The sequence below is a fragment of the Plantibacter sp. genome (assembly GCF_059073635.1).
This window is the reverse complement of the sequence record NZ_JCACOF010000006.1, coordinates 1-23822: the sequence shown is the minus strand read 5'-3', so window position 1 is coordinate 23822 and position 23822 is coordinate 1. Positions and strand designations below refer to the sequence as shown.

The following is a 23822-nucleotide window of genomic DNA, read 5'->3' as shown; positions in this document are numbered from 1 at the left end:
CCCGAGCAGCGACCCGCGGACGTCGCGCCGTCGCGGATCAGTCGCGTTGCTCGATGAGGGTGAGTTGCGTGCCGTCCGGGTCGATGAGGAATCCGGCCCGGAGTCCCCAATCCTGCATCCGGACCGGATGCAGGCGAGGCGCGCCGACGGTCGCCTCGGGGACTCCTGAACGTCGGATGGCGTCGTAGAGTTCGTCGACGTCGGCCACACGCAGGCAGCACATGAAGTTACTCGATGCCGGGTCGAGGTCGGGTGCCGGGAAGAACTCGAGCTGCAGACCACCGCGGACGAGGATCAACCAGCCCTCGTCTCGGAACGTGCGCTCGAACCCGAACGCCGAGTAGAACGTCTCCGTCGCGTCGAAGTTGCGAGACGGCAGGTTCGGTGTCGCGCGGTCGTGTCGTGTCGAGGTCATGGAGTCGATGATCGCAGCGTGTCGGCCGGCTGGGAAGATCAGGCCTGCGTGGCCGGTGTCGCGAGTCGTTCGCGGAGGAAGGCGACCACGCGCTTGCGGGCTTCGAACGCCGGGTGGCCGTCGCGCTCGCGGACCTCGCCCGTGAGGACCGAGTGGGCGGTCTTCGCGAAGCCGGCTGCGTTGCCGGGGGAGGAGTCGAGTTCGATGACTTCGAACGCGTCGCCGAGCTTGGCCGCGATGGTGGCGAAGCGCTCCCGCGGGACGGCCCGATCCTCGCTGAAGCGGAGGCCGAGTGCGCAGACCGAGCCCTGAGCCGCACGGGCTGCGACGGCGTCGAACTCGGCGGCGGACATCCCGGGGTCGATGCGGCGGGCCCGGCTGACGGGGAACGGCGTGGACGGCTGGCTCATGACGGAGGCGAGGACGTGCTCGTCGACGGCAGCCGCGAGCGCGAATCCGCCGGTGAAGCACATGCCGATGACGCCGACGCCAGGGCCCGGCGTGCGGGCCGCGAGGTCGGCGGCCAGTGCCCGGACGTGGTCGGCGATCGGGCCGGTGGGCACCGGTCGCGAACGCCTTGAACTCGGCGGAGACGCAGACCTTGCTGACGCTCGCGAGCGTGTAGCCGAGGGTCCCCTCGTGTCCGGGCGTCCCGAACGGTGACGGGATCGCGACGGTGAAGCCCTCCGCGACGAGGTGCTCCGCCAACCCGAGGACCTCGGGCGTGAGTCCGGGCAGCTCGGGGATGAGGACGACGCCCGGCCCGGACCCCTTCTCGAAGCGGTCGTGCGTGACGCCGCCGCCGGTGAACGGGGTCCGCACCCAGCCGGTGAGGTCTGCGCGCGGAGCGGTGTCGGTGGTCGCATCGTCGGTCATGGGGTGAGCGTAGTCCTGGTCGCTGCGTCCGATCTGCTGGATCGTGGCACGTCCCGCCTGGGAAGCCACCCGCCGTTCACCTCCCGGTCACCGCCGCTCCTCCACCCGGCCACCCCACGCCGATGGGATGGGACACGATCCCCGTCCCTTCGTGCCCTGGAGACCCATGCCCCGCCTCAACCGCGTGTTGACGATGACCGCCGCGTGCGCCATCGGTGCAACCGCCCTCATCGCGACGCCCGCCGCCGCCATCGCCGCCCCAGCGCCGGGGCTCCAGATCAACGAGGTCGAGTCCTCCGGGGGCGTCCCCGGCGACTGGATCGAGTTCACCAACACCGCGTCGACCGCGGTCACGCTCGACGGCTGGGTCGTGAAGGACAACAAGGACGACAGCAACTACGCGTTCCCGGCCGGCACCGTCGTCGAGCCCGGTGCGTTCCTCGTCGTCGACGAGGACCAGCTCGGGTTCGGCCTCGGCAAGGAGGACTCGGTCCGCCTGTTCGACCCGACCGCCGCGATCGCCGACGAGTACTCGTGGACCGCACACGCGCCGGTCACCTACGGCGTCACCGCCGACCGCGCCGGCTGGGCCGAGACCACCGAGTCGACGAAGGGCGCCGCGAACGTCTTCACCGCACCCGAGGTTCCCGAGACCGACGGTGAGATCCGCATCAACGAGATCGACTCGCAGCCATCCGACTGGGTCGAGTTCTTCAACCCCGGCACGACGGCGCTCGACATCTCGCGCTACGAGATCCGCGACAACTCCGACGACCACCGCTGGCAGTTCCTGCCCGGCACGTCGATCGCTCCCGGCGAGTTCCTCGTGGTCGACGAAGCGACGATCGGCCTGGTCGGCGGCACCGAGACGCAGGGCGCGTTCCGCGACCCGATCGGCATCGGCAGCGCCGACGAGATCCGCCTGTTCGACGCGACCGGCACGCTCATCGACCGCTCGGGAACGTGGAGCGGCCACGCGGCCATCGACGGTGACTTCATCGCCGCGACGCTCGCCCGCTGCCCCGACGGTGAAGGCGACTTCACGCTCGCACGCATCACCAAGGGTGCCGCGAACGACTGCGTCCTCCCGAACGTCGCGATCAACGAGGTCGAGTCGAACAAGGACGCGACCGACTGGGTCGAGATCGTCAACCTCGAGGCGACCGCGCTGGACATCTCCGGCTGGACGCTCATGGACAACGACCCGGTGGGCCACGCCGCCGACACGACCCCGCTGCCCGCGGGCACGATCCTCGAGCCCGGCGCCTACTTCGTCTTCGACCAGAACGTGAACTTCGCGTTCGGGCTCGGCAACGGCGACACCACCACCGTGCGGAACGCCGCCGGCGCGACGGTCGCCGAGTACACCTACGCGGCCCACGCGGACGGCGTCTTCGCGCGCTGCCCCGACGGCACGGGCGAGTTCGTCGACACCGCCGTCTCCACCAAGGGCCTGCGCAACGCCTGCGGCAACCCGGTGCGCATCAACGAGGTCGAGTCCGACGGCGGATCGCCCGACGACTGGATCGAGCTCGTCAACCCGACGACCGCCGCGCTCGACGTCTCCGGCATCGTCGTGAAGGACGACGACGACACCCACGCCTACGCCATCCCCACCGGCACGAGCATCGCGGCCGGCGGCTACCTCGTCATCGAGCGCGCAGCCCTCGGCTTCGGTCTCGGCGGCGGCGACACGGTCCGTCTGTTCGAGGGCGACGCACTGCTCGACTCGACCACCTGGGGCGAGGGACACCCGGCGAACACCTGGGGACGCTGCCCCGACGCGACCGGCGCCTTCGCTGCGACGGCCGAGGCCACCAAGGGCACGGCCAACGTCTGCGCCGGTGAGATCCCGGTCGGTCCGTGGCCCGGTTCGCCCGACGTGACGGTGCTCGACACCACGCCGATGTTCCTCGAGGACAGCTCAGGACTCGACACCCAGGTCACCGCCGACGGCGCGTTCCTCTGGGCGGTCGACAACGGCACCGGCTCGTTCTGGAAGCTCGCGATCGCCGCCGACGGTTCGGTCTCGTTCGTCGACGGTTGGGAGAACGGCAAGCGCGCCCGCTTCCAGAAGGACGCGTCGAACCCCTCCGCAGCCGGCCCCGACACCGAGGGCATCACCGTCGACGGCGCAGGTTCCGTCTATGTCGGTGTCGAGCGCGACAACAGCGTGAAGGGCACGACGCTCAACGCCGTGCTCAAGGTCGACCCGAACGCGCCCGGCCCCGACGTCGTCGCCTCCCAGGAGTGGGACCTCACGGCCCTGCTGCCGACGGTCGGTGCGAACCTCGGTGTCGAGGCCGTCGAGTGGGTGGCCGACGGCGACCTCGCCGGCAAGCTCTTCGACGACAACACGAAGGCGACGTACGACCCGGCGAACTACGCGGGCCACGGTGACGGACTGTTCTTCGTCGGCGTCGAGGACACCGGCGACGTGTACGCGTTCGCACTGAACGCCGACGGCTCGGCCACGCTGATCTCGACGATCGACCCGGGCCTCCCGGCGGTCATGGCGCTCGACTACGACACGACGCTCGGCGTGCTGTGGGCCGTGTGCGACGACGGCTGCGCGGGCACCGGTGCGCAGATCACGCTGAACGGGACCGAGCAGCCGGGGATCGCTCAGGTCGAGCGTCCGGCGGGACTGCCCAACCTCAACAACGAGGGCTTCGCGACCGCGCCGGCCTCGCTGTCGGTCGACGGCAAGCGTCCCGTGTACTGGTTCGCCGACGGCTACGCCTCCGAGGCCCTGCGTCTCGGGTCGCTGCCCGGCACGACCACGCCGCCCGTGACGCCCGCCGACCGGTGGCGTCACGCCGCTGCCCGGGACGAGCCTCACCGAGGCCAACCGCGGTGCGATCACGCTGGCGGACACCGTGCGGCGGGGCGAGACCGTGACGGTCGGCCTCGAGGACCGCTTCGCCGACGACGGCCGTCGAGGTGTGGCTGTACTCGACGCCGGCGCGGATCGCCACCGGCACGACGAACGCCGCCGGTGACCTGCTGGCGACGATCCCGGCCGACGCGACGCTGGGCGACCACCGGGTCGCGGTCTACGCGGCGGACGGCTCGCTCATCGGTTGGACCGAGGTGCGGATCGTCGCGGCCGACGGGACGAGCGTCGACGGTTCGGCGTCGGGTGGGGCGCTCGCGACGACCGGTACCGAGCTGCCGTTCGGCACGATCGGTGCGGGGGTCCTGCTGGTCCTCCTCGGTGGAGTCCTCGTCGCGATGCGTGCGCGTCGCCGGGCGGCCTGACCGACTGAACGGTCCGACGGCCCCGGGAGCACACAGCTCCCGGGGCCGTCGCGTCACCGGTCGGGCCTGGTGGTCCAGCGCGGTGCGTGACGTGAGCGCGGGTCTGGCGCGTGGGCGCGGGTCTCCGGAGGGGTGCGCTCGCGTGTGTGGGTGCGTCCGCCGGGAGGTGCACACTCGCGCCGAGTGGGCGCACTCACGCGGCGCACCGCCTAGCGAGTTCGGTCCGGTGTCAGCGCGGTGCGCTGGGGCTGAGCGCGGGTCTGGCGCGTGGGCGCGGGTCTCCGGAGGGGTGCGCTCGCGTGTGTGGGGTGCGCCCACGCTGGGTCGGGAGCACTCGCGTCAGCGCACCGCGCTGGCAGCAGGCAGAGGACGCAGGTCGGGCCCGGGTGCGATGCTGGGTGGATGGACGAGCACGGGAGGACCGAGGGTGGCGTGACCGTCGGTCGGGCGGCGGCCGAGATCGGCGTCAGCGTGCGGACGCTGCACCACTGGGACGAGCTCGGCGTCGCGCAGCCGTCCGGAAGGAACCAGAGCGGCTACCGCTCGTACCTGCCCGTCGACATCGCCCGCCTCCGCCGGGTCGTGCTCCTGCGCGACCTCGGGGTCCCGCTCGCTCGCATCCCCACCCTCCTCAGCGCGCCGGCCGCCGAACGACGGGCGGAGCTCACGCAGCGTCGGCACGAACTCGACGACACCATCAAACGACTCGAAGCCGTCGCCCGGTCCGTCGACCGCCTGCTCGAAGCCGACGAGGTCGGCGTGCTCGTCCCCGAGGACGAGCGCGAAGCGGTGTTCGGCGACGACTGGAACCCCACGATGGCCGAGACCGCCCGCGCCCGCTGGGGCGACTCCGCGCAGTGGGCCGAGTACGCCGAGCGGTCCGCGACCCGCACGCCGGACGACTGGCGGGCGCTGGTCGGGCCCATGCGCGACCTGGTCGACGAACTCGCCGAGGCCAAGCGCGCCGGTGTCGTCGCCGGAAGCGAGACGGCGAACACCCTCGCCGAACGGCATCGCGCCGCCCTCAGCGAGTACTTCCACTGCACGCCGTCCATGCACGTGATCATCGGTCGCCTCGCCCTCACGGAGCCCGGCATGGCCGACACCTACGACCGGATCGAGCCCGGCCTCGCCGCGTGGCTCTCACAGGTCATCGACGCGAACGCGCGCAGCCACGGCGTGGACCCCGAGACCGCCGTCTGGGAGTGAGAGCGATCCGCCTCAGCCCAGCTCGCGGAGTGCCACCTCGATGATCGTCGCGCTCGGAACGTGCAGCGCCTCGGCGGCGGTCGTCCCCGTCGCCGACAGGTACGCGTCGACGAGACGGTTGCCCGCTGCATACCCGGCACCCATCGGCAGACCGACCGGCTCGCCCCCGTATCGCAGCGCGGCTTCGTCACCGTGCACCCACGAGACGAAGTGCTGCATCCCTCCGACGTCGAGACCCTCGACGACCCGGTCGAACACCGCGTCGTCGTCGAGGTGCGCGACACCGATCGGCGTGTAGCCGGACGGTCCGTACATCTGCCGGGCGAACGCGTCCGCGAGCCCCTCCGACACCACCTGCTCACCGACCACGACGGTCGCCGGATCCCACACCACCCCACCCGGCGCGTATCGCAGGTTGTGGTTGAGTTCGTGGACGGCGGCCGCCTCGAGGCGCGCGAGGTTCTCCTCCGTCGGCCAGAGGATGAGGGAGATGAACCCGGTCGCGCTGCCGTTGCCGATGAACCCGCGGATCGACTCCATGAAGTAGGTGTCGTCGGGGTCGCCGAGGACGAGCAGGACGGTGATGTCGGGGACGACAAGGGTCGGGACCGCGTCGAGCTGGGTGGCGACCGCCGCGTCGAGCGCCCGTGAGATCCGTCCCCACGCGTCCGCCGCGACGAGTCGGTCGAGGGCGTCGACGACCCGATCCCGGCTCCGATCGATCGGGAACCCCGAGCCCATCGAGTGCATGGCGAGCAGGTCGACCTCGCCCGGGAAGTACCGGTACATGTCGGCGACGGGCTCGAGCATGGCGCGGAGTCGCGCGGGTCGTTCGGCTTCCGGCGCGTCGAGGACGGAACGCATGCCGCTGGCGGTGTCGAGGATCGTGATCGTCATGGTGACGACGCTAAAGCCTCACGCCGCGTGAGGGTCAAGTGCCCTACCCCGGGAAGCTGCCAGCGCGGTGCGCTGACGCGAGTGTGGTGTACCCGGCGTGACCGCTGCACAACCGGCCTGCCCGCTGCGCAACCGGCGTGACCGCGCCCCGCGCGCGTGAGCGCGACCCTCCGGAGACCCGCGCTCACGCGTCAGGCCCGCGGTCGCGTCAGCGCACCGCGCTGGCCCAAGGCGACGGCGGGCGGAGGAGCGGGCTACCGGGAGCGCAGCACCTCGAGCGCCTGGGGCGAGAGCGGTGACCCGGCGCGCTTCGCGGCGTACAGCGCGGCGCCGATCGCCGGACCCAAGAGCGGGGTCCGGAGTTCGTACCGGGCGGGCAGCGCCGCGATGGCCTGCTCGAAACCCGACCGCACCGGCTCAGCGGAGAACACCCCGCCCGAGTACGACACCGGAACGACCTCGTCGCCGCTGAAACCGAGCTCCACGCGGGTCGCCTCGACGATCTCCGCCAGCTCCCCGCTCGCGTCGGCCAGGATCCGCGCCGCGACCTCGTCGCCCTGCTCGGCAGCAGCGACGACCGTCTTCGCGAGATCCGCGATCCGGCCACGCTGACCCTTCCAGCGGTTCATGACGACGTCGATCACATCGAGGTCGCTCGTGATCCCGACCCTCGCCCGCACGAGGTCGACGAGCGGACCGCGCGGCAGGCGACCATCGCTCATCCGCGTGAAGGCGTTCAAGCCCCGGGCGGCGATCCAGTACGCCGACCCTTCGTCGCCGAACAGTTCGCTCCACCCGCCGACCCGGTGCCCGCGGCCACGGCGCTCGCCGTACGTCATGGAGCCCGTGCCGCTGATGACGTTGATGCCGTCGACGGCGCCGAGCGATCCGGCCCACCCGCACACCATGTCGTTGTCGCAGGAGAACCGGTCATGACCGAGCACGTCGCGCGGCAGCGCATCGAGGTGGGCGATGTCGGAACTCACCTCGCCGTACCCGGGCAGACCGAAGAAGGCCTGATCGATGTCGGCGGTCGTGACACCCGCCTGCCGGCACACCTCCGAGACGCCCTCGGTGAGGATGCGACCGACCAGCTCGATCCCCTCGTCGAAGTAGTAGCAGCTCGCCGTCCTCGCTTCCGCGAGCACCCGTCCGGCGTCGTCGAGCAGCACGAAGGCCGTCTTCGACCCGCCACCGTCGACGCCGAGGTACCGCGCCACGACTACTGCTCCTGCAGCTGAGCGGCGACACTCCGAGCGTCGTCGACGCCGTCGAACTCGTGGATCCGGACGCCCTGCACGACGCGGTTCACCGTGCCGCTCGGGAACGGGTTGTCCGGGGTCGCACCGAGCTGGAGCGAGTACGACAGGCCGAGCAGCTGGGCGACGAGCACGTAGCCGATCGCGAGCTGCGCGTCGTCGAGGCCGGCGAGCTCGGGCAGCACCCAGTCGTACGCCGTGGCGTCGGCGACCGGCTCGGAGGAGATCGCGATCACGCGTTCCGGCGACAGCGTCGCGCGCAGTTCGGCGACGATGTCGAGGTCGTACCGCCGCGTGTACGGATCGGACGACAGGTAGACGACGACGAGCGTGCTGTCGTCGACGACCGCCTTCGGTCCGTGACGGAACCCGAGCGCCGAGTCGTAGTAGGTGACGATCCGTCCGGCGGTCAGCTCGAGCAGCTTGAGCGCCGACTCGCGGGCCAGACCGGTGAGCGGGCCGCTGCCGATGTAGACGACGCGTTCGCACCCCTCGTTGGCGAGCGCGCGGATGTCCACCTCGCGCTGGTCGAGGATCGTCGTCGCGCCGGCCGCGAGCGCCTGCACCGCGGCGTCGTCAGCGCCGCCGAGGATGAGGAGGACCGAGAGCAGCATCGAGCTGAAGCTCGACGTCATCGCGAAGCCCTCGTCGTTCGACCGCAGGGGCATGAGGACGGTGAGCGACGAGGCGCGGTCGTGGTGGCGTCGGTACAGCTCGCCGGTCTCGTCGCACGTGATCACCAGGTGGTGCACCTCGGCGAGCGACTGGTCGGCGAGTTCCGTCGCGGCCACGCTCTCCGGGCTGTTGCCGGAGCGCGCGAACGACACGAGGAGCAGCGGGACGTCCTCGGCGAACGACTCCTGCGGGTTGGAGACGATGTCGGTGGTCGCGACCGCGTCGATCCGGCGACGGAGCGTCCGGGTCAGGGCCGGTGCCGCGATCTCGCCGATGAAGGCCGAGGTCCCCGCCCCGGTCAGGACGATGCGCAGCTCGGGTCGTGCCAGGAGCGGTGCGAGGAACGCGTCGATCTCCTCGCGGCGGGCGGCGATCCCCGTCGACGCCTCGAGCCAGACGTCGGGCTGCTGGGTGATCTCGCGGACGGTGGCTTCCGAACCGACGATGGTGGTGATGGACACGGGTTGCTCCTGGGGTGGGTCGAGGTGATGAGGGGGAGTTGCGAGGTATCGATGTTGGTTGAGCGTTCGACGCGCGCGCGGCGATGGACGTGATCCTGCCACGCCGGGATCGGTGCCTACCCCTTGAGGCCTGAGAAGGTCATGGTCGCCACGAACTGCTTCTGGGCGAAGAGGAAGAACACGATCAGCGGGAGCGTGGCGACGACGTTGCCGGCCATGAGGAGCGCCCAGTCGGTGCGGCGCGCGCCCTGGAAGTTCGTGATGCCGAGCTGCAGCGTGAAGGCCTGGTCGTTGTTGATCGCGATGAGCGGCCAGACGAGGTCGTTCCACGAGCCCAACAGGGTGAAGATCGCGAGCGTCGCCAGCGCGGGCTTCGCGAGCGGCAGGATCACCCGGAAGAACACCTGGAGGCGGGTGCAGCCGTCGATGAGCGCGGCCTCCTCGAGCTCCGCCGGCAGTGACAGGAAGAACTGCCGCATGAGGAAGATGCCGAACGCGGACGCCAGCCACGGCACGATCGCCGCCCCGAGGCTGTCGATGAGCCCGATCCGGGAGAACAGGATGTAGGTCGGGATCATGAGCAGCTGCGTCGGGATCATGATCGTCGCGACGATCATGAGGAAGCCCATCGTCTTGCCGCGGAACTTCAACCGCGCGAACCCGTAGCCGGCGAGCGAGCAGAGCACGAGGTGGGACAGGACCGCGACCGTCGACACGATGACCGTGTTGCCGAGCCAGAGCAGGATGTTCGACTCGGAGAAGAGCTTCGCGAACCCGTCGAAGGTGATGTGCGAGGGGAGGATGCGGGGCGGATAGGTGTTGATCTCCGACTCCGGCGTCACCGAGGTGATGAACATCTGCACGAACGGGATCGCGAAGATGATCGCGATCGGGGCGAGCACGAGGTGCCAGGGGCTGAACCGCCGACGCGTGCGTCGTTCGGCGGGCGGAGCGGTCACGGACGGCTTGCCGGTGGCGGCGTCGCCGCGTGGTGGGGTGGTCAGGACGGTCATCAGAATGCCTCCACGTTGGAACGGCGGGAGTACAGGACGACACCGATCGTGGCGATGAGTGTCACCACGAACAGCCCGTAGGCGACCGCGGAGCCGTACCCGAACTGCAACTGCTTGAACGCCGCGTCCCAGAGGTAGAACACGATCGTCTGGGTGGCGCCGAGCGGGCCGCCCCTGGTGGTGGTGTACACGAGGTCGAACAGCTGGATCGCCTGGATGAACTGCCAGATGGCGACGAACACGGTGACCGGCCCGAGCTGCGGGAAGGTGATGCGCCAGAACGACTGCCAGGCGTTCGCACCGTCGATCCGTGCGGCCTCGAGCAGTTCGGCGGGGATGTCCTGCAGGGCCGCCAGGTAGATGACGGTCGTGAAGGCTGCCTGCCCCCAGAGCGACATGATCGTGATGACGACCATCGCCTGCCCCTGGTCTTCGAGCCAGCCCTGCGCCGGGAGTCCGAGGAACCGGAACACGGTGTTGAGGAGCCCGAACTGCGGGTTGAAGAGGTAGGTCGTGAGGATGCCGGTCGCGGCGGCGGAGGCGACGAAGGGGACGAAGATCGCCGTGCGGTAGACGCCGATGAAGCGGATCCGGCGGTTGAGCGCGACGGCGAGGAAGAGTCCGAGGCCGAGCGACGCCGGGACGAAGAGGAGCGTGTAGACGACCGTGTGGACGACGGCCGCCTGCAGCTCGTCGTTGCCGATCATGCTGGCGTAGTTCTCCAGCCCCACCTGCTCCGGCTCGCTGAACCCGTCCCACTTCTGGAGCGACAGGAAGAACGCCCAGATCGCGGGGAAGATCGACAGGCCCAGCACGATGAGCATCGCCGGGGCGACGAAGCCCCAGCCGGTGAGGCTGTCGCGGAACCGTCGTCCGGAACGGCGGGGCCGGGCCGGAGCGCGCTCGGCACGCTCCGGCTTCGGCTCCGTCGATGGACGTGTGTCGCGTCCGGCGACCGTGGACATCAGTCCTCCGCCAGGGCGTCGTCGGCGGTCTTCGCGGCATCCTCGAGCGCTTGCTTCGGATCGCCCTGGCCCTGCAGCACCGAGGAGATCGCCTTGCCGATGGCCTCCGAGAGGCCGACGTAGCCGGGCACCGTCGGACGGGCCTGCTTGGCGTTCACGCCGTTCTCGGCCATCACGTCGAGGCCGGGCAGCTGAGCCACCTGCGCCTGGAACTCGGGGGTGTCGATCTCGCTCGAGCGCAGCGGGAGGTTGCCGTAGGCGACGTTCCACTTGAGGTCCTGCTCCGAGTCCGTGAGCCACTTCGTGAACTCGTACGCCCAGTACTCGCGGTTCTTGTCCTTGTGGTCGAAGAGCGCCCAGACGTCGGGGCCGGAGACGGTCTGGTGGTCGCCGTCGGTGCCGGGGAGGACGGTGACGCCGTACTTCGTGCCCTTCGTCTGCAGCGTCGACAGCTGCCACGGGCCAGAGGTGATCATGCCGATGCGGTCGCTGGCGAACAGGTCGCCGAACTTCGTGTCGGTCTGGTCGAGGTAGACGCTCTTGTCCTCGACCGCCATGTCGCGGAGGAAGGTCAGTGCGTCGACGCCCGCATCCGAGGCGAACTCGGCCGTCTTGGCGTCGTCGGAGATGATCGATCCACCGTTCTGCCAGAGGTGCGGCCAGAACTGCCAGGTCGTCTCCTCGCTGCCCGACACCGAGTACGCGTAGCCGTAGGTGTTCGTCGCCGGGTCGGTGAGCTGCTTCGACGCCTCGCGGAAGTCGTCCCAGGTCCAGTCGGCCGTGGGGTAGTCGACGCCGGCCGCATCGAACACGGTCGTGTTGTAGAGGAGGGAGATGTTGTCGACCACGGCGGGGAAGCCGATCGTCTTCTCGCCGGTCGGCTGCACCGTCTTGCGGGCCGCCTCGGAGAACTCGTCCCACTTCACGTCGGGCTCGGCCACCTGGTCGGTGATGTCGAGGGTGCGGCCGGACGCCTCGAGTCGGCTCGCCCAGGATCCGAAGGCGTACGAGACGTCGGGGTAGTTGCCGCCCGCGAAGCTCGCGGAGAGCTTCTGCAGGAGGTCCTCCGTGGACGGCGCGCCCGAGGACACGTCGATGGTCACGTTGGGGTGCAGCTTCTCGAAGTCGTCGACGAGACCGGTGAGGATCTGCTGGGCGGCGTCGGCCTGCCCGGTCCAGAAGGTGAGTTTCACCTTCGCGTCCTTGTCGAGCGTCGTGGCACCGGAGGATCCGCCGGCGCACCCGGAGAGCGCGAGCGCTCCGACGGCGAGGACGGCGGTCGCGGTGATGAGGCGACGTGCGCGGCGGGCGTGCGGTGAGGTGGAAGCGTGGATCGTGGAACGGGGTGGGAACATCGGTGGTCGTCTCCTGTGTCGATCGTTCGGGAAGGAATCGGTTCGGCGGTGCTTCGGGTCGGTCAGATGCGGTCGGCGGGGATGATCTCCCGGAGCGGCTCCGGCAGCAGCTCGCCGTGCGCGGCGACGAGGTCGTTGCACAGCTCCCAGATCTGCTCGGGCGTGAGGGTGGACGAGGCGTTCGGGTCCATGAGGACCGCCTGCCGGATGAGCGTCGGGTTGCCGGTGCGGGCCGCCTCGATCGTGAGCTCCGCGACGGAGACGTACGGGCGGTTGAGCGCGGCGCACTGCACGGGCAGGGCGCCCATGGGCTGCGGGGCGATGCCGTTCCCGTCGACCTGGACCGGGACCTCGACGACGGCACCCTGCGGCAGGTTGTCGATGAGGCCGCGGTTGACGACGTTCCCGTGGATGAGTCGCGGGGTGTCGGTCACGAGCGAGTGGATGAGCTGCGGTGCGTACTCGCTCGCCTCGTCCTCGAGCGTCAGCGGGGTCCCGGCCGCGAGGGCGGCCTTCGTCGCCTCGAACTCCGCGACGTTCTCCTCGCTGATGCCGAGGTACTCGAGCGGCTGGAGGCGGAAACGCTCGACCTGCTCGGGGGAGCGGAGGAACCACGACAGGTACTCGGAGGAGTGCTCGCTCGTCTCGGTCGGGTAGTAGCCGATGCGGCGGAACATCTCGACGCGAACGCGGCGGCTGAGCTCCGGGTCCTCGCGGATGCGGTCGCGCAGGGCCGGGTAGAGGTCGCGGCCCTCGTGGGTCCACTCGAGCAACCACGACTGGTGGTTGACGCCGGCGGCGCGGTAGCTCGTGCCCTCGATCGGCACGCCGACGAGCTCGCAGAGGTCGTTCACCGTCCAGAACACGCTGTGGCAGAGGCCGATCGCGCTGATGTCGGGGGCGACGACCGACGCCCACCAGATGTTCATCGCCATCGGGTTGGTGTAGTTCAGGAGGTGGGCGTCGGGGCAGATCTCCCGCATGTCGGCGGTCAGCGCCGAGAGCAGCGGGAAGGTGCGGAGGGCGCGGAAGACGCCGCCGACACCGGTGGTGTCGCCGATGGTCTGCAGGAGACCGCGGGCCGCTGGGATCTCGAGGTCGGAGACGGTCGCGCGGATGCCGCCGACCTGGACCATGTTGATCACGAAGTCCGCGCCGGCGAGGGCGCGACGACGGTCGGATTCCGCCGAGATCGTCGCTCGGCCGTCGAGGCGTTCGTCGACGTGGCGGGCGGTGCCCTCGGCCACCGCGAGGCGTTCGGGGTCGATGTCGTGCAGGACGATCTCGAGGCCGGCGAGGTCGCGGTAGCGGAGGAGGTCGGCGATGAGTTGGCGGGTGAAGACGACGCTGCCCGCCCCGATGAAAGTCACTCGTGTCATGGAGTGATCATCGACTACAGTGATCGAACCGAGCAAGAACTTGATCGGAAATCGATTGAAATGATCACTTTCGCTGAGCAGAGCCGTCGGCGACGAGGGAGGGGTTCGCCGTGGGAGGACCGACCGCAGCCGAGCTCTCGCGACACGCTCCGTCCGGGAAACGCAGTCAGCGGATGCGCGCCATCCTCGCGCTCCTCGCGGCGGAGGACGCCGTCGTCTCGATCGACGACCTCACGACCCGGCTCGACGTCTCGGCCCCGACGATCCGTCGCGACCTCGCCGACCTCGACGACCTGGGCCTCGTCCTCCGGACGCACGGTGGCGCTCGGGCGGTGGAGTCGCGCGACGAAGTGCCCGTGCGGTTCCGCGACACGCAGTTCCGTGAGGCCAAGCGTCGGATCGCCTTGCGCGCGGCGGAGATGATCCCCGCGGGACCGTACGCGATCGCCCTGAGCGGTGGCACCACCACGGCGGCGGTCGCCAAGGAGTTGAGCAACCGGGCGGAACTGACGATCGTGACGAACTCGCTCACCACGGCGACCGAGATCGCCTCCCGGCCGAACCTGCAGGTGATCATGACGGGAGGCCTGGTGCGCTCCTCGTCGTTCGAGGCGGTGGGGGCGCTCGCCGAGAACACCTTCAGCGCGATCAACGTGGGTACCGCGATCCTCGGGACCGACGGCATCAGTGCGCAGGGTGGAGCGACGACGCACGACGAGCGTGAGGCGCGGACGAACCTGGCGATGGTGCTACACGCGCAGCGGGTCATCGTGGTCGCCGACGGTTCGAAGGTCGGGCGGGTCACGCTCGCGCGCATGGCCGAGTTGGGGCAGATCCACGACCTCGTGACCGACTCCTCCGCCGACCCCGACGAGCTCGAGCGCCTGCGGCCGCGACTCGCGGCAGCTCGATCCCGCTGCGGCTGCCACGTGCGCTCGCCGCGTGAGCGCTCTCGAGGGGCGCGCTCCGGTGTGGGGTGCGCCCCCGAGTGGGCCACTCCGTCAGCGCACCGCGCCGACCTCAACCCACAGATGTCGCGGGCACGGGCGGCATTGTTCTAGTACCATTGCAAACATGTTGTTCCGCGTCGATCCCACCTCCGCGGTCTCGCTCGCCGAGCAGATCGCGGTGCAGGTGCGCTCCGGCATCGCGACGGGCGCGCTGGCGCCGGGGGAGCGCCTCCCGCCTGCCCGCGACCTCGCCCGCGCACTGCAGATCAACATGCACACGGTCCTCCGCGCCTACGGAGAGCTCCGCGACGACGGGCTCATCGGGATGCGACAGGGCCGCGGCGCGTGGGTGAACGAGGATGCAGCACCGGGCCTCGTCCGGGTCAACGAACTCGTCGCCCAGCTCGTCACCGAGGCGCGCAAGTTCGGGATCTCGCCGACGGACCTCAGCCGGATGATCGAACGCACCTGACGGGCTCCGGCGCCCACCTCGCGACCACGTCGGTCGACGACCCGACGATCAGACCACCTCAGCAGCTCAGGGGGAGCACATGCACGACACCACCACCACACCGCCACCGGCAGCACCTGCGCGCGGACGGATCCTGCTCGCCGGCCTCGCCATGGCCGTCCCGGCGATCGCGATCGCACTCACCCGGCTCGTCTGGGGCGATGCGATCCCCGTCGACGTCGCCTCGCACTGGTCGGGCACCGGGGCACCGGACGACTCCCTGCCGGCCGCGGGCGTCTTCCTCGTGACGCTGATCATCGCGTCCGTCGCCGCGATCGCAGCCATCATCCTGCTCGCCCTGCCGAAGCCGGACATGCGCACCAAGCGCATGATCATCCTCTTCATCGGCATCGCCGCCGGGTCGGCCGCGTCCGTGTGGATCATCCCCACCTGGCTCACTGTGCAGGCGGGATCGGTCGACGGTGCCGTCCTCGGCTGGTGGGTCGTCCCGCTCGCCGCGTGCTCGCTCTGGGGCGTGATCCCCGCCGTGATCCTGCCGGCTCAGCCGCTGCTCGCCGGTGCAGCTGCACGACCGGCGCCGATGGACCTCGGCGAGACCGAGGTCGGTGCCTGGAGCCGGAGCGTCACGGCCCTGCTGTTCCTCTGGCTCACCCTCGCCCTCGTCGCGATCGGCGCCGTCGCCTACACGCCGATCCTGCTGGGCGGCGAGTCGGGCGTCGCGATGTTCGGTCTGTCGATCCTCGCCCTCGCGACCCTCCTCTGCGCCTCGTTCATCCGGCTCCGCGTGAGCGTCGACTGGCGCGGCCTCCGCGTCGTCTCGCTCTTCGGCATCCCGATGAAGCGCATCCCCCTCGACCAGGTCGACGTCGTCGAGGCCACCGACATCCGCCCGATGGACTGGGGCGGCTGGGGCTACCGGATCATGCCCGGCCGCTCGGCCGTCGTGCTGCGCTCCGGCCCCGGACTCGTCGTCACGAGCACCTCGGGCAAGCAGTTCGCGATCACGATCGACGACCCCGAGGAACCCGCCGCGCTCTTGCAGGCACTCGCCGCCCGCGCCGGCTCGCGCGTCTGACGTTGCACCGCGTGACGAACCGGACGTCCAACCTGTCCTGACGCCGTACGGTGAATCCATGAGCGAAGCACCCCTGGCCACGGAGCCGACCACGACCGCGCTGCCCTCGACCACGATCGGGGTCGGCGACACCGCCGCGCAGGTCGGCGCCATCGGGTACGGCGCGATGTCCATCGCCGGCACCTATGGGGCGATCGCCGACGCCGATGTGACCACGATCCTCGACGCCACCCAGGCGAGTGGGGTGAACCTCATCGACACCGCGAACGTCTACGGCGACGGTCGGAGCGAGGAACTCCTCGGCCGGTACCTGACCGGGCGCCGCGACGACGTCTTCCTCGCGTCCAAGGTGGGCATCGTCACCGGCGGCGGCATCGGCAAACGAGGGATCCGTGGCGACCGCGCCCACCTCCACGAGCAGATCGACGGGACGCTCACCCGCCTCGGCACCGACCACCTCGACCTCTACTACCAGCACCGCGTCGACCCCGACATCCCGATCGAGGAGACGGTGGGGGCGCTCGCCGAACTGGTCGCCGCCGGCAAGGTGCTCCGCATCGGTCTGTCCGAGGCGACGGGCGACGAACTCCGCCGCGCGCACGGCGTGCACCCGATCGCCGCGATCCAGTCCGAGTGGAGCATCGTGAGCCGCGACATCGAGACCTACGTCGTCCCGACGGCGGCGGAGCTCGGCGTGACGGTCGTCGCGTTCTCGCCGCTGTCGCGCGGGCTGTTCACCGAGGACTTCACGGCCGAGACGGTGCCGCTCGGGGGGACGCGAGCGAACTTCCCGCGCTTCCAGCCCGAGCACCTCGCGGCGAACCTCGAACTGGCGGCCCGCTTCCGCACCCTCGCCCACCGCATCGGGACGACCGCGGAGGCGCTCGCGCTCGCCTGGGTGCACGACCGAGGACAACAGCTCGGCGCGCGGGTCGTCTCGATCCCCGGCACCCGGAGCGTCGCGCACCTGCACGCGAACCTCGAGGCGTTCCAGGTGGAGCTGACGGACGAGATCCGAGCCGAGATCGACACCTACGCCGACCAGGTGAGCGGTCCGCGGGCCGCCGACCCGAACTGGGTGTCGGGCGGTCGCGAGGGGCTCATCTGATCGGGACCGAGCTCGAGCACGGTTCCGGTCAGGCGGTCAGCAGCCGATGGCTGGTTTGCCGGGGCGGCAGGGTTTGTCGACGCCCACGGTCGAGTTGCGGACGATCTGGACCGTGTGGGGTTCTTCGGTCGGGATCGACAGGGTTCCGACGACGGGAAGCCACCCGCTGTCGCCGATGCGGTATTCGGCGGCGTACTCGACTTCGACGGTGATGGTCTTGGTCCCGACCGTCGTGTAGCGGTGGCTGGTCGGGGTCTTGGAGAACTCCGCGAGTCCGAGGGCAGCCCACGAGGATCCGCCGGTCCGGGTGGTGGTCGTGTCGCCGTCGCTGTAGTCGAAGGTGAATCCGACGGGGATGAAGTTCACCTCCGCGACCTGGCCCAAGAGGGTGCCGGTGCGGGTGTGGCCGGAAGCAGCTGCGATGACGTTGGTGTGGAGCCCGCGGACACCCCAGGCGGCGGGTTCGGTCGTGACGGTGGGGGCGGCGGGGGCGAAGCTGGCGACGTCGCGGATCGTGACGGGGGCCGCCGGTGCTGCTTCGAGGTCGGTGCCGAGATCGCCGGGGGTGAAGGTGTAACACTCGTCCGGCCGCATGAGGCTGCAGACCGTCCGCTCACCGTTGGGCCCGTCGGTCACCCCGGGCGGCAGCTCGGCCGAGCCGCCGCCACCGTCGTCGCCTCCGCCCGTTCCGCCGCCGGAGCCACCGCCTCCACCCGAACCAGGGCTGCTCGACGCTGCCGCCGATGTCGACCGAGCCGTTGCCGATGCAAGCAGCCATTCCATGATCGCATCGCTGCGGTGCGCGACTCGCGGCCGCTCGCAGGTGACAGGAGCGAGCGCACAGTGATCAGTCGCGCCAGCGCGACAGTAGCCATAGCGAGCGTTCTCAGTCTTGCGCATGATGCTCTCCTTCCGCGACACGCTTCGTGTTCGATGAGGACGAAGTCGGACTTGCCGCGTTCGCCGCCGAGCCGATGTCTGAATGCCCATGTTGCGGGTCGAGGGCGGTCAGGTTGACGACTGAGGTTGCCGCTCGCAGTCCAGAACATCGACAGCCGGTGAGATCGCATGCACGCTCGAGCCGATCGCAATCACACCGACGGCGTCGGGCTGAGGCGTACCACTCTGCGAGCTCGACGTCGCGACGAGAGTCGGCTGCGCCTACAGGTGTCTTTAGCCCTGCAGTAGCGCAGTTCGATGAGGCCTGCGGTGCTCGACTCGGCCAGACGTGGCGCGACGACGATGACGTCGATTCGATCAACGGTCGACGCCCCCTTCGACGAGGATCGTGTTCGAGATGTCGCAGGAACTCCTGATAGGTCTCCGTCACCGCAGCCAGGGCCTGTTCCTCGTTCTCGAAGACCGGCGGAGTGCTGCTCGGAGGGGGAGCCGGTTCGACTTCCGTGCACGCGGTGAGCGCGAGGAGTCCCGACCGCTAGTGCGAGTGTGGAGAAGGTTCGAGGTGAGGAGATCGTTGACATCCCTCGACGCTACGGGCGGTCGAAGAGGCCGCCCGGGTTATCCACAGTGCAGATATGCCTACACCGACATATGTCGCGCATGAGGCCGTTGTGCCAGCGCGGTGCGCTGGCGTGAGCGCACCCCAGGGTAGGTGAGCGCGGGTCTCCGGAGGGGCGCGCTCACGTGAGGGACCCGCGCTCGCGTCAGCGCACCGCGCTGGCGTCAGGCCCAGGCCCAGGCGCCGGGGTCAGGAGCGGCCGAGCCACCAGGCGGGGGAGGCCGCGATGACGGTGCGGGCCGCGGCGTCGATGTCGTCGAGGTCGCCGGACCGGAGCCACTCCTCGATCGCCGCGACGGTGCCGGCGCCGGCGTAGGCCACGAGCATGCGCACGTGTCGCTCCGGCGTGATGCCGTCCTCGCGGGGTGGGGCGATGTGCGGGTGCCGGTCGAGGTGGTGCGCGAGCGCCTGCTCGATCCGCTCGGTGAGCGCGTCACGCAGGGGTCCGATGAGCCGGGGGTGCATGGCGTTGCGGTAGATCGTCGCGTGCTCGGCGACGTGACGCAGGAGGTCGCGTTCGGACTCGTCGAAGACGCTCAGCGTCGAGTCGCTGTGCGCCGGCAGATCGGCGTGCGCCTGGAGCGTCTCATCCAGTTCCTCGCCGAGCACGTCGGCGAGCAGGTGGACGGGCGTCGCGGCGTGACGGTAGAAGGTGTCGCGGGTGATCCCCGCCACCCGGGACACCTCCGCCACGGTCACCTGATCGATGCGCTTCGCCGCCGCGAGGGTGTGGATCGCGTCGCGGAGGGCACTGCGGGTTCGTGCCTGACGAGGGTCCATGCGTTCACTCTAGTGAGGCCCGACCAGGCGGCTCGTGCCGTAAGTTGCACCCCGGCTCGGAGAGTGCAATACTGCACTTCGTGATGCAGAGTGCAACTTCGACGAATCGACTGTCCGACCGGATGGCCGCCACCGCCGCGCGCCTGACGACCGTGTCGCGTCGGCTCACGGCCGCACAGGGGCTCAACGGCTTCACGATCGAGGAACTCTGCGAGGAGGTCGGCGTCTCGCGTCGCACCTTCTTCAACTACTTCCCGAGCAAGGAGGACGCCGTCCTCGGCATCGACGAGACCGAGGAGACCGAGCGGTTCGCCACCGAGTTCCTCGCCCTCGGCTCGCGGGGGTGGCGCGCCGTGCTCGACGACTTCATGCTCATCGCGGCCGGCCACGCGGAGCGGTCCGGGTTCGGTCTGGCCGAGCACGTCGACTTCCACGCCGCCCTCGAGCGCGAACCGAAGTTGCTGGTCCGGTTCATGGGCCTCAACCGTGAGCGCGAGCAACTGCTCGTCGAGCTCATCGCCGTGCGGGAAGGCGTCCCGGCAGACGACCCGCGTGCCCGCGCCTGCGCCGACCTCTTCGGGATGGCGATCAAGACGACGATGGCGCGCGTCTTCGGCAGCGGCGTCGCCGACATCGGCCAGGGCGGGGAGTTCGACATCGTCGGCTCCATCCGCGACTGCCTCGCGACGTATCGCACCATCCTCGAGCCCGACGACCCCGAATCCGCCGACGCCGGACCCACCGCCGCCGCGCCTCAGCATCCCCACACGAACCCCACTCCCCGAAAGGACCTCCAGTGACCGCCGCCACCGCCGCACCCACCGAGGGCCCGATGCTGCTCACCAAGCGCCGCATCTGGATCATCTTCGCCGCCCTCATCGCGGGCATGCTGCTCTCCAGCCTCGACCAGACGATCGTCTCCACCGCCATGCCGACGATCGTCGGACAGCTGGGCGGCGTCGACCACCAGGTCTGGCTCACCACCGCCTACCTCCTGGCGACCACGATCGTCATGCCCGTCTACGGCAAGTTCGGTGACGTCCTCGGTCGTCGTCGCCTCTTCCTCGTCGCGATCGCCCTGTTCACGATCGCCTCCGTCGGTTGTGCGTTCGCGGGTGACTTCACGCAGCTCATCGTCTGGCGAGCCGTCCAGGGCCTCGGTGGCGGTGGCCTCATGATCCTGTCGCAGGCGATCATCGCCGACATCGTGCCCGCCTCCGAGCGCGGCAAGTACCTCGGCCCGCTCGGCGCCGTCTTCGGTCTCTCCGCCGTCGGTGGCCCGCTCCTCGGTGGCTTCTTCGTCGACCACCTCACCTGGCAGTGGGCGTTCTACATCAACATCCCCGTCGGCATCGCCGCCTTCGCGATCGCGTTCTTCACGCTGAAGCTGCCGAACAAGAAGGCGACCGCGCCGATCGACCTCCTCGGCGTGATCTTCCTCTCGGCGTTCACCACCTGCCTCATCTTCTTCACCGACTTCGGTGGCGACGCTGCGCACGGTTGGGGTGCCATCGAGACCTGGATGTTCGGCATCGGCATGCTGCTCGCCGCGCTGCTCTTCGTCATCACCGAGGCGCGCGCCAAGGACCCGATCATCCCGCTGTCGCTCTTCAAGAACCCGACGTTCATCAACGCGACCGCGATCGGCCTCACGCTCGGCCTCGGCATGTTCTCGGCGATCGGCTTCGTGCCGACGTTCCTCCAGATGTCGTCCGGCACCTCGGCAGCCGCATCGGGCCTGCTCATGATCCCGATGATGGTCGGCCTCATCGGTACCTCGATCGTCTCGGGGAACCTGATCACCAGGACCGGTCGCTACCGGATGTTCCCGGTCATCGGCACGCTCGTCACCGCCGCCTCGATGGTCGCGTTCACGACGCTCACGGCGGACACCCCGATCTGGCTGATCTGCGTCTTCCTGTTCTTCTTCGGCGCCGGTCTCGGCCTGATCATGCAGGTCGTCGTGCTCGTCGCCCAGAACTCGGTGGACGCGTCGATGGTCGGAACCGCGACCAGCACGAACAACTACTTCCGCGAGGTCGGTGCGTCGCTCGGTGTCGCCGTGTTCGGCACGATCTTCACCACGCGCCTCACGGCCAACCTGAAGGACGTGTTCGCGAGTTCGGGTGCCAGCGCGGGGGACGCTTCCAATGCGGCGGCGACGATCGACCCGCAGACGCTCAGCCAGCTTCCGCCGGGCATCCGCGACGGTGTCGTGACCGCCTATGCCGACGCTCTCGCCCCGGTGTTCTGGTACCTGCTGCCGTTCATCGGCGCGGCCTTCCTGCTGTCGTTGTTCCTCAAGCAGATCCCGCTGTCCGACGTCGCCGGGCTCGTCGCCCGCGGCGAGGCGGTCGGCGGGGACGAGGCGGAGTCACTCGAGGCCGCAGCGCGCGGCAAGGTGCCTGCCTCGACCACCGGGGCACCCGCGTTCGACCGGGCCTCGGGTGGCGACGGTGAACTGGCGGACGCTGATCGCGAGCAGTCGCCGCGGTAGGACTCGGCCGCTGCCTGACGCCGGCCCTGGGACACGTCGTCCCGGGGCCGGCGTCGTCATGCTGAGGGCTGCCTGAAACTATCTGACATGTGACTGATAGATGCGTATGCTGGGGGTGCTCGCCAGAGCCGGTGAGCAGAACGGAGCGGCATCATGTCGAATGCATCAATCCAGGGCCGGTTCGCCGGCAAGGTCGCGATCGTCACCGGGGGCGTGTCCGGCATCGGGGCGAAGATCACCGAACGGCTGGTCGCCGAGGGCGCCTCGGTCGTCGTCGCGGACATCAATGCCGAGCTCATCGCGGGTGCCGCCGAGACCTTCGGCGATCGCGTGTGGGGTCGGCGCACCGACGTGACCGACGAGGCTGACTTCTCCGCGCTGGTCGCCGAGACCGTCGAACGCTTCGGCACGCTCGACACGCTCTTCAACGTCGCCGGTGGATCGCGCGCCGGGACGATCACCGACATCTCCTTCGAGGACTGGGACTTCACGGTCCGACTGAACCTCTACAGCGCCTTCAACGGCACCCGGCTCGCCGCCCGTCAGTTCCTCGCCGAGGGCAAGGCCGGGTCGATCGTCAACATCGCTTCGCTCAACTCGCTCGTCCCCATGCACTTCGGCGTCGGCTACACGGCGTCGAAGGCCGGCGCGGTCATGTTGACCAAGCAGGCGGCGCTCGAGCTCGGTGAGCATGGCATCCGGGTGAACGCCGTGTCGCCGGGTCTCGTCGCGACGCCGTTGACGAAGTCGCTGACCGACATCCCCGGTGTGCAGGCCGCGTACGACGAGCGCATCCCGCTCCGACGTGCCGCTGCGCCGGAGGAGATCGCCGCAGCCGCCCTGTTCCTCGCGAGCGACGACGCGTCGTACATCTCGGGCGACAATCTCGTCGTCGACGGTGCCTGGCAGACCACCGGCTATCCGGACCTGCGACCGTTCATGAGCTGATCAGGTGGGGCCGACGGCTAGCCCTTCGGCGAGACGACCTTGATGCGGGAGTGACCCGAGGGGCCGCCGGTCGACTCGATGTGGGTCTTGAACGCCTCGAGCGCCCCACGGACGACCCGTCCGGCGAGCCCGAGCGCCGCAGCGGTCCGCTCCACCGCGGACACCGGCTTCCAGTGCACCGTGACGTCCACGCGGGTCTGCTGCTTGTCGATCGCGTCGAAGGTGGCGTCGCCACTGAACCAGACGTCGCCCTCGATGGTGCGCCAGACCAGACGCTCCTCGGGGAGCTGCTCCAGGATCTCGACGAGGAACTGCCGCGAGAGCTTGCTGATCGCGACGGTCCAGCGACTGTAGACCTCGCCGGTCAGCTTCACCTCGCGGACAGCCGGCAAGAACTCCGGGTACGACTCGAAGTCGACCCACTGCTTGTAGACGGCGGCGATGGGGAGGTCGACGATGATGCTGTGCTGGACGGTCGAGACCCCGTCCTCCGCCGTACGGGTTCGCTTCGCCGTCTCTTCGTCCCCGGGCTCGAACGATCCGTCGTCGGGGGCGGAGTCGGTGCTTCCTCGTCGCTTCATTTGTCCTTCTTGTCCTTGTTCTTGCCGTTGTTGCCGTTGTTCCCCTTGTTCCCGGAATCGTCCCCGCCTCCGTCGTCTTCGACCGGTGCAGCGGGTTCGGCCGGCTCGACCGAGCTGGGTTCCGGGG

At 69.8% G+C, this 23822-nt stretch carries 21 protein-coding genes; 9 read left to right on the top strand and 12 right to left on the bottom strand.

Features of this window, described 5'->3' with window-relative positions:
• Window positions 1–37 precede the first annotated feature (37 nt).
• Together AC5JOC_RS05170 and AC5JOC_RS05165 are read right to left on the bottom strand one after the other, a co-directional pair.
• Window positions 38–415, bottom strand: coding sequence for a bleomycin resistance protein (locus tag AC5JOC_RS05170; RefSeq protein ID WP_411556978.1), 378 nt, complete (start codon window positions 413–415; stop codon window positions 38–40).
• Between the two features lie 38 nt (window positions 416–453).
• Window positions 454–978, bottom strand: a complete 525-nt coding sequence (locus tag AC5JOC_RS05165; protein WP_494245660.1) for a dienelactone hydrolase family protein — start codon at window positions 976–978, stop codon at window positions 454–456.
• Between the two features lie 479 nt (window positions 979–1457).
• On the opposite strand from AC5JOC_RS05165, the gene AC5JOC_RS05160 reads away from it, so the two are divergent.
• Together AC5JOC_RS05160 and AC5JOC_RS05155 are read left to right on the top strand one after the other, a co-directional pair.
• Window positions 1458–4988, top strand: a complete 3531-nt coding sequence (locus AC5JOC_RS05160) for a lamin tail domain-containing protein (protein ID WP_494245658.1) — start codon at window positions 1458–1460, stop codon at window positions 4986–4988.
• Entirely contained in the window at window positions 4955–5761 is an 807-nt protein-coding gene (locus AC5JOC_RS05155) for a MerR family transcriptional regulator (protein WP_494245656.1), read from the top strand. Before AC5JOC_RS05160 ends, AC5JOC_RS05155 begins: the two co-directional genes overlap by 34 nt.
• A 12-nt stretch (window positions 5762–5773) precedes the next feature.
• On the opposite strand, the gene AC5JOC_RS05150 is transcribed toward AC5JOC_RS05155, so the two are convergent.
• The 7 genes from AC5JOC_RS05150 to AC5JOC_RS05120 all read right to left on the bottom strand — a co-directional run bounded on the left by AC5JOC_RS05150 (window position 5774) and on the right by AC5JOC_RS05120 (window position 13765).
• Window positions 5774–6658, bottom strand: coding sequence for a DUF2268 domain-containing putative Zn-dependent protease (locus tag AC5JOC_RS05150; protein ID WP_494245655.1), 885 nt, complete (start codon window positions 6656–6658; stop codon window positions 5774–5776).
• A gap of 254 nt (window positions 6659–6912) precedes the next feature.
• Entirely contained in the window at window positions 6913–7878 is a 966-nt protein-coding gene (locus tag AC5JOC_RS05145; RefSeq protein ID WP_494245653.1) for an N-acetylglucosamine kinase, read from the bottom strand.
• A gap of 2 nt (window positions 7879–7880) precedes the next feature.
• Window positions 7881–9053 (bottom strand): SIS domain-containing protein, encoded by a 1173-nt coding sequence (locus tag AC5JOC_RS05140; protein WP_494245651.1) that lies wholly within the window; start codon window positions 9051–9053, stop codon window positions 7881–7883.
• A 116-nt stretch (window positions 9054–9169) separates the two neighbouring features.
• Complete coding sequence (locus AC5JOC_RS05135) at window positions 9170–10066, bottom strand: carbohydrate ABC transporter permease (RefSeq protein ID WP_079003358.1); 897 nt, start codon at window positions 10064–10066, stop codon at window positions 9170–9172.
• Window positions 10066–11031: a carbohydrate ABC transporter permease gene (locus tag AC5JOC_RS05130; RefSeq protein ID WP_124767461.1), complete on the bottom strand. Its 966-nt coding sequence runs from the start codon at window positions 11029–11031 to the stop codon at window positions 10066–10068. The genes AC5JOC_RS05135 and AC5JOC_RS05130 overlap by 1 nt, the downstream gene beginning before the upstream one ends.
• Window positions 11031–12386 (bottom strand): ABC transporter substrate-binding protein, encoded by a 1356-nt coding sequence (locus AC5JOC_RS05125; RefSeq protein ID WP_079706575.1) that lies wholly within the window; start codon window positions 12384–12386, stop codon window positions 11031–11033. Before AC5JOC_RS05125 ends, AC5JOC_RS05130 begins: the two co-directional genes overlap by 1 nt.
• Window positions 12387–12448: 62 nt before the next feature.
• Window positions 12449–13765, bottom strand: a complete 1317-nt coding sequence (locus tag AC5JOC_RS05120; protein ID WP_494245649.1) for an alpha-glucosidase/alpha-galactosidase — start codon at window positions 13763–13765, stop codon at window positions 12449–12451.
• Window positions 13766–13938: 173 nt separating this feature from the next.
• Here AC5JOC_RS05120 and AC5JOC_RS05115 point away from each other — a divergent pair, with 173 nt between their 5' ends.
• The 4 genes from AC5JOC_RS05115 (at window position 13939) to AC5JOC_RS05100 (ending at window position 17370) form a co-directional block, all read left to right on the top strand.
• Window positions 13939–14826 carry a DeoR/GlpR family DNA-binding transcription regulator gene (locus tag AC5JOC_RS05115; RefSeq protein ID WP_494245648.1) on the top strand — a complete coding sequence of 296 codons (888 nt, stop codon included), beginning with the start codon at window positions 13939–13941 and terminating at the stop codon, window positions 14824–14826.
• A gap of 13 nt (window positions 14827–14839) precedes the next feature.
• Complete coding sequence (locus tag AC5JOC_RS05110; protein WP_137244023.1) at window positions 14840–15187, top strand: GntR family transcriptional regulator; 348 nt, start codon at window positions 14840–14842, stop codon at window positions 15185–15187.
• A gap of 79 nt (window positions 15188–15266) precedes the next feature.
• Complete coding sequence (locus AC5JOC_RS05105) at window positions 15267–16262, top strand: hypothetical protein (RefSeq protein ID WP_494245646.1); 996 nt, start codon at window positions 15267–15269, stop codon at window positions 16260–16262.
• 58 nt (window positions 16263–16320) lie between these two features.
• A complete protein-coding gene (locus AC5JOC_RS05100; RefSeq protein ID WP_494245644.1) occupies window positions 16321–17370 on the top strand; it encodes an aldo/keto reductase in 1050 nt (349 codons plus the stop codon).
• A gap of 36 nt (window positions 17371–17406) precedes the next feature.
• Here AC5JOC_RS05100 and AC5JOC_RS05095 read toward each other — a convergent pair whose 3' ends face one another.
• Together AC5JOC_RS05095 and AC5JOC_RS05090 are read right to left on the bottom strand one after the other, a co-directional pair.
• Window positions 17407–18006, bottom strand: coding sequence for a PKD domain-containing protein (locus AC5JOC_RS05095; RefSeq protein ID WP_494245642.1), 600 nt, complete (start codon window positions 18004–18006; stop codon window positions 17407–17409).
• 1072 nt (window positions 18007–19078) lie between these two features.
• Window positions 19079–19669 carry a TetR/AcrR family transcriptional regulator gene (locus tag AC5JOC_RS05090; RefSeq protein ID WP_124767453.1) on the bottom strand — a complete coding sequence of 197 codons (591 nt, stop codon included), beginning with the start codon at window positions 19667–19669 and terminating at the stop codon, window positions 19079–19081.
• 83 nt (window positions 19670–19752) lie between these two features.
• Between AC5JOC_RS05090 and AC5JOC_RS05085 the strand changes: the two genes are divergently transcribed.
• From AC5JOC_RS05085 to AC5JOC_RS05075, 3 genes are all read left to right on the top strand, one after another.
• Window positions 19753–20469, top strand: coding sequence for a TetR/AcrR family transcriptional regulator (locus AC5JOC_RS05085; RefSeq protein WP_411556963.1), 717 nt, complete (start codon window positions 19753–19755; stop codon window positions 20467–20469).
• Window positions 20470–20501: 32 nt separating this feature from the next.
• Window positions 20502–22166: an MDR family MFS transporter gene (locus AC5JOC_RS05080; protein WP_124770019.1), complete on the top strand. Its 1665-nt coding sequence runs from the start codon at window positions 20502–20504 to the stop codon at window positions 22164–22166.
• A 153-nt stretch (window positions 22167–22319) separates the two neighbouring features.
• Window positions 22320–23114, top strand: a complete 795-nt coding sequence (locus AC5JOC_RS05075; protein WP_494245640.1) for an SDR family NAD(P)-dependent oxidoreductase — start codon at window positions 22320–22322, stop codon at window positions 23112–23114.
• A 17-nt stretch (window positions 23115–23131) separates the two neighbouring features.
• Here the strand turns inward: AC5JOC_RS05075 and AC5JOC_RS05070 are convergent, their stop codons facing one another.
• Entirely contained in the window at window positions 23132–23695 is a 564-nt protein-coding gene (locus tag AC5JOC_RS05070) for an SRPBCC family protein (protein ID WP_137244017.1), read from the bottom strand.
• Between the last annotated feature and the right edge of the window lie 127 nt (window positions 23696–23822).